The organism is Paracoccus beibuensis, from assembly GCF_026162625.1.
GTDB classification, from domain to species: domain Bacteria; phylum Pseudomonadota; class Alphaproteobacteria; order Rhodobacterales; family Rhodobacteraceae; genus Paracoccus; species Paracoccus beibuensis.
The window spans coordinates 19,852-29,225 of record NZ_JAOTBD010000038.1 but is presented as its reverse complement, the minus strand read 5'-3'; the positions used below and the strand labels follow the sequence as shown (position 1 = coordinate 29,225).

Annotated in this window: 11 protein-coding genes; 9 read left to right on the top strand and 2 right to left on the bottom strand. The window is 66.0% G+C overall.

Translation table 11 applies throughout. The annotated features are described in order from the left end of the window. Positions 1-172 precede the first annotated feature (172 nt). Positions 173-715: a DUF3489 domain-containing protein gene (locus OC159_RS17075; protein WP_265502402.1), complete on the bottom strand. Its 543-nt coding sequence runs from the start codon at positions 713-715 to the stop codon at positions 173-175. Between the two features lie 97 nt (positions 716-812). After that, complete coding sequence (locus tag OC159_RS17070; protein ID WP_407674149.1) at positions 813-1,106, bottom strand: hypothetical protein; 294 nt, start codon at positions 1,104-1,106, stop codon at positions 813-815. Positions 1,107-1,159: 53 nt separating this feature from the next. On the opposite strand from OC159_RS17070, the gene OC159_RS17065 reads away from it, so the two are divergent. The 9 genes from OC159_RS17065 (at position 1,160) to OC159_RS17025 (ending at position 9,373) form a co-directional block, all read left to right on the top strand. Then, positions 1,160-1,750, top strand: coding sequence for a hypothetical protein (locus OC159_RS17065; protein ID WP_265502401.1), 591 nt, complete (start codon positions 1,160-1,162; stop codon positions 1,748-1,750). Then, complete coding sequence (locus OC159_RS17060) at positions 1,695-3,764, top strand: phage terminase large subunit family protein (protein WP_265502399.1); 2,070 nt, start codon at positions 1,695-1,697, stop codon at positions 3,762-3,764. The genes OC159_RS17065 and OC159_RS17060 overlap by 56 nt, the downstream gene beginning before the upstream one ends. Positions 3,765-3,767: 3 nt before the next feature. Further along, positions 3,768-3,980, top strand: coding sequence for a phage head-tail joining protein (locus tag OC159_RS17055; protein ID WP_265502398.1), 213 nt, complete (start codon positions 3,768-3,770; stop codon positions 3,978-3,980). 3 nt (positions 3,981-3,983) lie between these two features. Beyond that, positions 3,984-5,504, top strand: coding sequence for a phage portal protein (locus OC159_RS17050; protein ID WP_265502397.1), 1,521 nt, complete (start codon positions 3,984-3,986; stop codon positions 5,502-5,504). Between the two features lie 248 nt (positions 5,505-5,752). Beyond that, complete coding sequence (locus OC159_RS17045) at positions 5,753-6,898, top strand: S49 family peptidase (protein ID WP_322626741.1); 1,146 nt, start codon at positions 5,753-5,755, stop codon at positions 6,896-6,898. 26 nt (positions 6,899-6,924) lie between these two features. Next, positions 6,925-7,305 carry a head decoration protein gene (locus OC159_RS17040; RefSeq protein ID WP_265502393.1) on the top strand — a complete coding sequence of 127 codons (381 nt, stop codon included), beginning with the start codon at positions 6,925-6,927 and terminating at the stop codon, positions 7,303-7,305. Positions 7,306-7,410: 105 nt separating this feature from the next. Then, a complete protein-coding gene (locus OC159_RS17035; RefSeq protein ID WP_265502391.1) occupies positions 7,411-8,433 on the top strand; it encodes a major capsid protein in 1,023 nt (340 codons plus the stop codon). Further along, complete coding sequence (locus tag OC159_RS17030) at positions 8,433-8,747, top strand: head-tail joining protein (protein WP_265502390.1); 315 nt, start codon at positions 8,433-8,435, stop codon at positions 8,745-8,747. The genes OC159_RS17035 and OC159_RS17030 overlap by 1 nt, the downstream gene beginning before the upstream one ends. Further along, positions 8,744-9,373, top strand: a complete 630-nt coding sequence (locus OC159_RS17025; RefSeq protein WP_265502388.1) for a DUF6441 family protein — start codon at positions 8,744-8,746, stop codon at positions 9,371-9,373. The genes OC159_RS17030 and OC159_RS17025 overlap by 4 nt, the downstream gene beginning before the upstream one ends. The last annotated feature ends 1 nt before the right edge of the window (position 9,374 follow it).

Genomic DNA, 9,374 nt, shown 5'->3' with positions numbered 1-9,374 from the left:
GTTCCTTGATCATTCCGATGATCTGCGCCTCGGTGAAGCGGCTCTTCCTCATGTCGTCTGCTCCTTCTTGATGAAGCAAACTCTACATCAGAGCGAGGGACGTTCCGGGGGGCAGGTCAGAAACCATCAATATCAGAAAGATCGGCGAACTGCGTAGCGAATGTCGGCCGGTCTAAAGACGGTGAACGGAGCCTCTTCCACCTTCTTTGACAGTGGTAATTGCCAGACCCAGCTTTTTCTTTAGCACGCCGGAGATCATGCCCCTCGCGCTATGGGCCTTCCAGCCAGTAGCCGCCACGATCTCAGCAATGCTCGCGCCGTCCGGCCGTTGCAGCAGGGCGATGATCGTCGCCTGTTTTGTACCTGCGCGGCCCAGAACCGGCGCCGCCCCCCCGGTTGCCGGTGCAGGTTCCGCATTTGCGTTACGCGCGCTGGCGACGGCGCGAGAAACCAGCGGTTCGATGCCGACCGCCGCCAGCCCGGCCTCGGTGGCGATCAACGTCGTGCCATGCCCGTCGCCGGTCTCGCGCCAGAGCGGTTCCTTGCGCCGGAGATTGGCATCGGCCTCTTCGATGAGGCCGAGCTTGATCATCCGACCGATAGCCATCTTGGCGGCGGCACCATGCAGCCCCTCGGGCAGCGGCAGGGCGAGATTGCCCGACCGGGCGCTGGCCCGGGTCAGGATCAAGGTCTGGGTTTCGGTGAGTTTCGTCATGACGGACTCCGTGCATCACCGCCGCAGGCTGCGGTCGGCTTCTACAGAGCCGGGCCCCGCGTGGGGCGGGGCTCAGCGGTCGGTATCTGCAGTGGCGTCAGGCTGCGTGCTCGCCCTCGCCGAAGGCAAAATCGCTGATCTGCCTAAGAAGGTACGCCTGATATTCGAGGCTGCCAACATCGGCCCAGTTCAGCCGTTCCGGATCTGCACCGAAATGGTCCTCGCCGAAGGCCTGCAGCCGGCCCAGCATCGTGTCGATTTCGGCTTTTTTCGCGATGAAGGCGGCGAGGGCGGCGTCATTGCCGCGGGCGATATTGCGGGTCATGGTCAGGTTTCCAGCAGTGAGTTGCTTGCGTTTGGTGAAAACAGAATCGCTCTGATCCGCGGCCATATCAAGTAAATCACAAGCAATTTCATTGCCTTATGATCGCGCAGGAGGTGCCAATGAAAGGCATGAGCGAACGCGCCTATGCAGCCCATTCCGGGCTCTCGCGCGGCGGAGTGCAGAAAGCCCGGAAGAACGGCCGACTGGTGGTCTATAGTGACGGGTCCATCAATGCGGCCGCGTCCGATGCAAGGCGCGCGGCCACGACGGACCCGGACCAGCAGAACCGGGCGAAGGGCGGCACCGCGCGACAGTCAACGGCAGCGCAACGCACGCCGGGCGCCAACCTCGCCGCCCCTTCGATCTTCGGCCCCGGCGACAGTTCCTCCTATCTGAAGGCCCGGACGGCGCTGACGGTCTATCAGGCGCAGGAGCGTCAGATCGCCATCCAGAAGAAGAAGGGCGTGCTGGTCGACCGGGCGCGGGCCGAAACGCTGGTCTTTCGGTTGGCCCGGCAGGAACGCGATGCCTGGGTGACATGGCCTGCCCGCGTCGCCGCGATCATGGCGGCGAAGTTGTCAGCGGAAACCGAGAAGGCGACCGGTGAGGCCGTCACGATCAGCACCGGGGTGCTGCAGAGGGTGCTGGAAACCCATGTCCGAGACCAGCTTGCCGCCCTCGCCGATCTCAAGGTCGCGCTTGACCCATGACGATGGGACCGATGATGAAGATGTAGCACCCGACCTGAGTTTGGACGGCGCCGAGGATATCCTGCGCGCCTGGTCGCGCGGAATCCGGCCCGATCCGAATCTGACGGTGTCGGAATGGGCAGACAAACACCGCTGGCTCAGCTCGCGCGCAGCGGCCGAGCCCGGTCGCTATCGCACGGCGCGGACCCCCTATCTGCGCGAGATCATGGATGCGCTGTCGCCCGGGCACCCGGCGCAGCGGATCAGCTTCATGAAGGCCGCGCAGGTCGGTGCCACTGAAGCCGGAAACAACTGGATCGGCTTTGTGATCCATCACGCCCCCGGCCCGATGCTGGCGGTGCTGCCGACGGTCGAGATGGCGAAACGCGCCTCGCGCGGGCGGCTCGATCCGCTGATCGCCGACAGTCCCGCCTTGCGCGAACGTGTCAGTCCGGCCCGGTCGCGCGATGCCGGCAATTCGATGCTGTCGAAAGAGTTTACGGGCGGCATTCTGGTGCTGACCGGGGCGAACTCGGCCACCGGTCTGCGGTCGATGCCCGCGCGCTATCTGTTTCTGGACGAGATCGACGCCTATCCGCCCTCCGCCGACGAGGAGGGCGATCCGGTGACGCTGGCCGAGGCGCGCAGCACCACTTTTGCGCATCGCCGAAAGGTGTTACTGGTCTCGACCCCGACGATCCGGGGGCTGAGCCGGATCGAGCAGGAATTCGAGGCCAGCGATCAGCGGCGCTTTTTCGTCCCCTGCCCGCATTGCGGGGTGATGCAATGGCTGGAATTCGAGCGCCTGCGCTGGGAGAAGGGTCGGCCGGAAACGGCGGCTTATGCCTGCAACGCCTGCGACACTCTGATCGCCGAGCATCACAAGACCGCCATGCTGGAGGCGGGCGAATGGCGCGCGACCGCAACCGCCGCCGATCCGCATCATGTCGGCTATCACCTCTCGGCGCTCTATTCGCCCATCGGCTGGAAAAGCTGGGAACAGATCGCCCGGGAATGGCTGGCCGCGCAAGGCAATGACGAGATGCTGCGCGCGGCGCGCAACACGCTGCTGGGCGAGACCTGGGTCGAGCGCGGCGAGGCCCCGGAATGGCAGCGGCTGGCGGATCGGCGCGAGGTGTATGGTGCCCAGATCCCCGAAGGCGGTCTGTTCCTGACCGCCGGGGCCGATATCCAGAAAGACCGCATCGAGGTCGATATCTGGGCCTGGGGACGCGGGCTGCAGAGCTGGCTTGTCGATCACATCGTCATCCCGGGCGGACCGGACTGCCCGGCGGCATGGGCGGAACTGACGAAGCTTCTCGGCCACACATGGCAGCATGCCAATGGCGCGGTGATGCCGATTGCAAAACTGGCGATCGATACCGGCTATGAGGCGGCGGCGGTCTATGCCTGGGCCCGAGCGCAAGGCTTCGAACAGGTCGTGCCGGTGAAGGGTCTCGAGGGCTTCAACCGGGCGACGCCGGTGTCAGGCCCGACATTTGTCGATGCGACAGTGGGCGGCAAACGCCTGCGGCGCGGCGCCCGGCTCTGGTCGGTGGCCACCGCCACCTTCAAGATCGAGACCTATCGCTTCCTGCGGCTGGAACGGCCCACGGACGAAGAACGTGCGGCGGGCCAGCCCGATCCGCCGGGGATGATCCATCTGCCGGACTGGGCCGACAGCGAATGGCTGAAGCAGCTGGTCGCCGAGCAGCTGGTCACGGTCAGGAACAAGCGCGGCTATGCAAGGCAGGAATGGCAAAAGCTGCGCGAACGGAACGAGGCGCTGGATACCCGCGTCTATGCCCGCGCCGCCGCCTGGATCATGGGTGCGGATCGCTGGGACGAGCGGATGTGGCGGCAGCTGGAGGAACAAGCCGGGGTGGCACCGCCAGTAGCGGATGCGGGTGGCACGGCTGCGAAGGCCGATGACCCGTCCGTGCCGACAAATGGCCCGCCTGCCCGTCAGGCGGGCGCCCCGCCAACCACACCGCGCCGCAAGCGGCAGACTTACACACCGCGTTTCATGAGGTAAGAAATGGACATCGACCGGATGCGGGCGCTGCTATCAGCCCTGCAGGAAGCCAGGTTCAGCGGGCTGCGCAGCGTCAGCTATGACGGCAAGACCCTGACCTATGGTTCGGACACCGAACTGGCCGCTGCCATCGCCGATCTGGAAGCCCGAATTGGACGGGCATCCGGGACAACCCGTCGCCGGCGCTGGGGTACCGTCGCGACCAAGGGGCTCTGAGCCATGGCATTCGATGGCATCCGCGCGCGGCTCGGCGCGATCATCGGCGGGTTCGATGCGGCACAGTCGCATCGCCGGTTGCGCGGGTTCCGCGCCAGCCGCGCCCATGTGAACACCCTGATCGCAGGCGCGGGCGAGACCATCACGGCGCGGGCCCGCTGGCTGGCCCGGAACAATGGCTATGCGTCGGGGGCAGTCGAGGCCTTCGCCAGCAATGTGGTCGGCGACGGGATCAAGCCCTCATCCTCGATTGCGAATGCGGCGCAGAAGGAAGCCTTGCAGAAGCTCTGGCTCGCCTGGACCGATGAGGCCGATGCCGAGAGTCTGACGGACTTTTACGGGCTCCAACGCCGCGCCGCGCGAGAACTGTTCCTGGCGGGCGAGGTGTTTCTGCGCCTGCGCCCGCGTCGCCCCGTGGACGGGCTGTCGGTGCCGCTGCAGTTGCAGATGCTGCCCTCGGAAATGCTGCCGATGGATCTGAACCGGGAACTGCCGGGCGGCGGCACGATCCGTCAGGGCATCGAATTCGACGGCATCGGGCGGCGCGTGGCCTATTACCTGCTCCGCCGCCATCCGGGCGATATGACCGATCCGGGGTTGGTGGGTGAGACGGTCCGCGTCCCGGCCTCGGAGATTGTCCATGTGCTCGACCCGGTCGAGGCGGGTCAACTGCGCGGCGTGTCCCGCTTCGCGCCTGCCATCGTCAAACTCTTCACGCTGGATCTCTATGACGATGCCGAGCTGGAGCGGAAGAAGACGGCGGCGATGTTTGCCATGTTCATCACCTCGCCCGCCCCGGAAACGCCGCTGGAACCGGCCGAAGAGGATCTGGAGGTCGAACCCGGACAGGTGGTCCGTCTGGACCCGGGCGAGGATGTCTCGACCCCCGCCACGCCGGATTCAGGCTCGACCTATGAGCCCTTCCAATACCGGACATTGCTGCAGATCGCAGCGGCGCTGGGGATTCCCTACCCCTATCTGACCGGCGATGCCGCGCGCGGCAACTTTTCCAACACCCGCGTGGCGCTGCTGGATTTCCGGCGCCGGGTCTCGGCGATCCAGCACAGTGTCATCGTCCATCAGCTCTGCCGCCCGGTCTGGCAGCGCTGGCTGGATCTGGCCGTGCTGTCCGGTGCCATCGATCTGCCCGGCTATGAGCGCGACCGGCGCAGCTTTCAGGCGGTCAGCTGGCTGCCGACTCGCTGGGACTGGGTCGATCCGATGAAGGACGCATCGGCCGAGATCCTGCAGATCGAGGCGGGCCTCAAATCCCGCAGCCAGGCGATTTCCGAGCGCGGCTATGACGCCGAACAGGTCGACCGCGAGATTGCGGCAGAACGGAAACGCGAGGCCGCGCTGGGTCTCGATTTCCGCCGCCCTGGATCGCCTGCGCAGGGTCCGAAGGGCGAGGCGGCTGGCGATGGCAAGGACGCCGCCAACGGAAAGGACGATGACGAGGATCGCGTCGCCAACGCTGGTGGCGACGATACCGAAGACGATGCTAAAGCCAAGGAGGACCGCTGATGCATCACGCCCAGATCGCCCAGCGCGCCTTCGACACGCCGCTGATGATCGCCCCGGCGAAGGCACTGGCCTTTCTCGGCGGCCTCGGACCCCGGATCACCGGGCAGGAGATCAGGTTTGATGGAGCATCCATCGCCGACCACGATCTGACAGCGGCGCGTCAGACGGCCCGCGCGTCTCTGATCGGCGGCGATCTCGTCGGGCGTTATGACGCTGATGGCGATGCGCCGTTCCCGGTCATCGATGGCGTGGCGGTCATCGCCATTGCCGGTACGCTGGTTCATCGCGGCGCCTGGATCGGCCAGAGTTCCGGGCTCACATCCTATGAAGGCCTCGCCGCCCAGATCGACGCGGCGGTTTCTGACAATGCCATTCGCGGCATCGCGCTGGAGATCGACAGCTTTGGTGGCGAGGTCGCCGGGGCCTTCGATCTGGCTGACCGCATTCGTGCCGCGCGGGCCAAAAAACCGGTGCATGCTTTCCTCGCCGAACATGCGCTCTCGGCCGGATACGCGCTTGCCTCGCAGGCGGATCGCATCACCCTGCCCCGCACCGGAGCCGCGGGCAGCATCGGTGTCATCACCATGCATACCGACATGTCCGGCATGCTGGCCCAGAAGGGCGTGGCGGTGACGCTGATCCATGCCGGGGCCCAAAAGGCCGACGGCAATCCCTATGCCGCTCTGCCCGAAGGCATCCGCGACCGGCTGCAGGCCGAGTTGGAGGATCTGCGGATCCTTTTCGCCGAAACCGTCGCCGCCGGACGCGGGGCGAAGCTCGGCAAAGATGCGGCGCTGGCCACTGAAGCAGGAGTGTTTCGTGGCTCTGCCGCTGTCGAGGCCGGTCTGGCCGAGGCCGTGACCGATCCTCGCGCCGCGTTTCGCGTCTTTGCCGACAGCCTCAGCCGCCCTGTTCTGCCAGTCGGACGGACGCCGCCGCGCCGAACCCTTTCACCAACCTACCCTACACAGGATATGATCATGACCGATCAGACGGATGAAGATGCCCGGATGCCGGACCAGCAAGCCGCGGCGCGTGGTGCTGCCGCCACGCCGAAGCAACCCGCAGCGTCGACGGCCCAGCAAGCGGCGGCGGAACCGTCCGCGCCCGGTGCCGCACCGGCTGCCGCCCCGAGCGATGCCGATGCCATCCGTGCGGAAGCCGCCGAAGTGGCCTCGATCTGCGCCCAGGCGGCAAAGCTGGGCGTCGCCCTCGACGCCGCCGATGCGGTGAGGCGTGGCGTAAGCCCCGATGCGCTGCGCGGTCAGATCCTCGACAGCCTTGCGGCCGAAAGCGATGCCAGCGGCATTCTGGCCAGCGCGCCTGCGCCGACGAACAAGCCAAGCCCGCTCGTGGCTGCCGCCCGCAAATCTGCCGACAGCGCCCAGCGCTGATCGCCTGACACCTTCCGGAGACCAAGATGCCCGTCCTGACCCAACCGCCCTCGATGGGCGATGCGCTCAAATATGAGTTGAACCCCAACTATACCCGCGAGACCGTGACCCTCGCCGAGGGAACCGAATATCCGGCCGGAGCGGTCATGGGCCGCATCACCGTCAGCGGTCAATACACCTATGCCAGCCATGGCGGCAGCGATGGCGCGGAAACGGCTGCGGGCATCCTGCTCTATCCGGTCGACACGCGGCTCTCGGCAGCGACCGGTATCCTACTGGCGCGGGGCCCCGCGATCCTGTCGCGTGATGCCCTCTTCTACGATGGCAGCGTCGACGATGCCGCCAAGATCGCCGCCAAACATGTCGAGCTGACCGCGCTGGGCATCGTCATCCGCGACAGCGCCTGACGGTTTACGAACCGGCCCGAGGGTCGCGGACCCGCCCGCCGGCTGCGGCTGCGGCTGCGGCTGCAGCGCTTTCTTTCTTATCCTTCTTCCCGACAAGGCTTCCCCATGACCATCATCCGCAATCCCTTCGATGCCGGCGGCTATTCGCTGGCCGAGATGACGCAGGCCATCAATATCCTGCCGAACCTCTATACCCGCCTCGGCGAGTTGGGCCTCTTCCGCTTCGAGGGCGTCTCCCAGCGCAGCGTCATCATCGAACAGATCGAAGGCGTACTGAACCTCCTGCCCTCGGTCCCGCTGGGCGGCCCGGCCACCGTCGGCTCGCGCGAAGGCCGCGCAATGCGCAGCTTTGCCCTGCCCTGGATCCCGCATGACGATGTGATCCTGCCCGCCGATATTCAGGGCGTTCCGGCCATCGGCGCAATTGACGAGGCCGATCCGCTGGTCGCGGTGATGACCCGAAAACTGACGCTGATGCGTCGCAAACACGCCCAGACCCGCGAATATATGGAGATGAACGCGCTCCGCGGCATCGTGAAGGATGGGGCTGGGACCACGCTCTACAACTATTTCAGTGAATTCAGCATTGCGCAGATCAGCGTCGATTTTGTCCTCGGCACCGCCGGGACCAACATTCAGGGCAAGGTCCGCGAGGTGCTGCGCGCCGTCGAGGACAATCTGCTGGGCGAAAGCATGTCGGGCGTCCATGCCCTGGTCAGCCGCGAATTCTTCGACAAGCTGATCTCGCACCCCAAAACCGAGGAGGCCTATAAATTCTACGCCGCGACCGGCGCCCAGCCACTCCGGCAGGACGTCCGCCGCAACTTCCCCTTCGCGGGCATCCTCTTCGAGGAATATGCAGGCACGGTGACGCTATCGACCAAGGCATCGGAACGGCTTGTCCCGGTCAATGAGGGCATCGCCTTCCCGACCGGCACGATGGACACATTTACCACCTATGGCGGACCAGCGAACCTGCTGGAAACCGCCAATACCATCGGATTGCCGCTCTATGCCCGTCAGCATCTCGACCCCAAGGGCCGCTGGATCGATCTGATGACCGAGGCCTCTATCCTGCCGGTCAACAAGCGCCCGCGTCTGGCGATCCGGCTGCACACATCGAACTGATGAACGCCTTCGCAACGGCCATGGATCGCATCTTCGGCCACCCGGACATGAGCACCTCCGCTGTCTGGATCGCGGGTGGCACATCGGAGGAACGCCCGATCCGCCTGATCCGACGCGCGCCGGACCGGATCACCGAATTCGGATCGGCGCGGATCCTGTCGGAAACCCAGACCGCCGATATCCGTGTCAGCGATCTCCCCGATCCCCGGCCCGGCGATCTGATCGTCATCGGCGCAGACAGTTTTTCCGTCCAGGGCGAGCCCATCCGCGACCGCGACCGGCTGATCTGGACCGTGGAACTGGTGCCCGCATGAGGCTCAAGCTCGACATCGATCCTGATTTCGTCGCCATGATGCAGGCCGAGATCAGGGCGGGCGAAAAGGCCGTGACCGGTGCCATGCGCGAAGCGGGCGCGGGCCTCAAGACCGCATGGCGCGGCCAGATCACTAGCGCCGGGCTGGGGCGGCGGCTGGCGAATTCGATCCGGAACGCCACCTATCCCAAGGCGGGCGACAGCCTGAACGCCACCGCGCTCGTCTGGTCCAAGGCCCCGGTCATCATCGGCGCCCACAACGCCGGGCCGCTGATCCGCTCCCGCGACGGGTTCTGGCTGGCCATCCCTACGGAGGCCGCCGGAAAATCCCTGCGCGGCGGGCGGATCACACCGGGCGAATGGGAACGTCGCACCGGGCTACGCCTGCGCTTCGTCTATCGCAGGCGCGGGCCCAGCCTGCTGGTCGCCGAGGGGCGGCTGAACACCAAGGGCCGCGCGGTGGCGTCCAGATCGAAAACCGGGCGCGGACGGACCACGGTGCCGATCTTCCTGCTGGTACCGCAAGTCAGGCTGCCAAAGCGGCTGGATCTGGCACGGGATGCGGAACGGGCGGCGGATGGGGTGCCGGGGAGGATCGTGGGGCAGTGGGTGGAGGGGAAGCTATGAT

Coding starts and splice junctions, on each gene's coding strand:
- OC159_RS17035 (WP_265502391.1), top strand. CDS start 7,411: ATGACCATCATCCGCAATCCCTTCGATGCCGGCGGCTATTCGCTGGCC.
- OC159_RS17055 (WP_265502398.1), top strand. CDS start 3,768: ATGGACATCGACCGGATGCGGGCGCTGCTATCAGCCCTGCAGGAAGCC.
- OC159_RS17060 (WP_265502399.1), top strand. CDS start 1,695: ATGTCCGAGACCAGCTTGCCGCCCTCGCCGATCTCAAGGTCGCGCTTG.
- OC159_RS17065 (WP_265502401.1), top strand. CDS start 1,160: ATGAAAGGCATGAGCGAACGCGCCTATGCAGCCCATTCCGGGCTCTCG.
- OC159_RS17040 (WP_265502393.1), top strand. CDS start 6,925: ATGCCCGTCCTGACCCAACCGCCCTCGATGGGCGATGCGCTCAAATAT.
- OC159_RS17050 (WP_265502397.1), top strand. CDS start 3,984: ATGGCATTCGATGGCATCCGCGCGCGGCTCGGCGCGATCATCGGCGGG.
- OC159_RS17075 (WP_265502402.1), bottom strand. CDS start 715: ATGACGAAACTCACCGAAACCCAGACCTTGATCCTGACCCGGGCCAGC.
- OC159_RS17070 (WP_407674149.1), bottom strand. CDS start 1,106: ATGGCCGCGGATCAGAGCGATTCTGTTTTCACCAAACGCAAGCAACTC.
- OC159_RS17025 (WP_265502388.1), top strand. CDS start 8,744: ATGAGGCTCAAGCTCGACATCGATCCTGATTTCGTCGCCATGATGCAG.
- OC159_RS17030 (WP_265502390.1), top strand. CDS start 8,433: ATGAACGCCTTCGCAACGGCCATGGATCGCATCTTCGGCCACCCGGAC.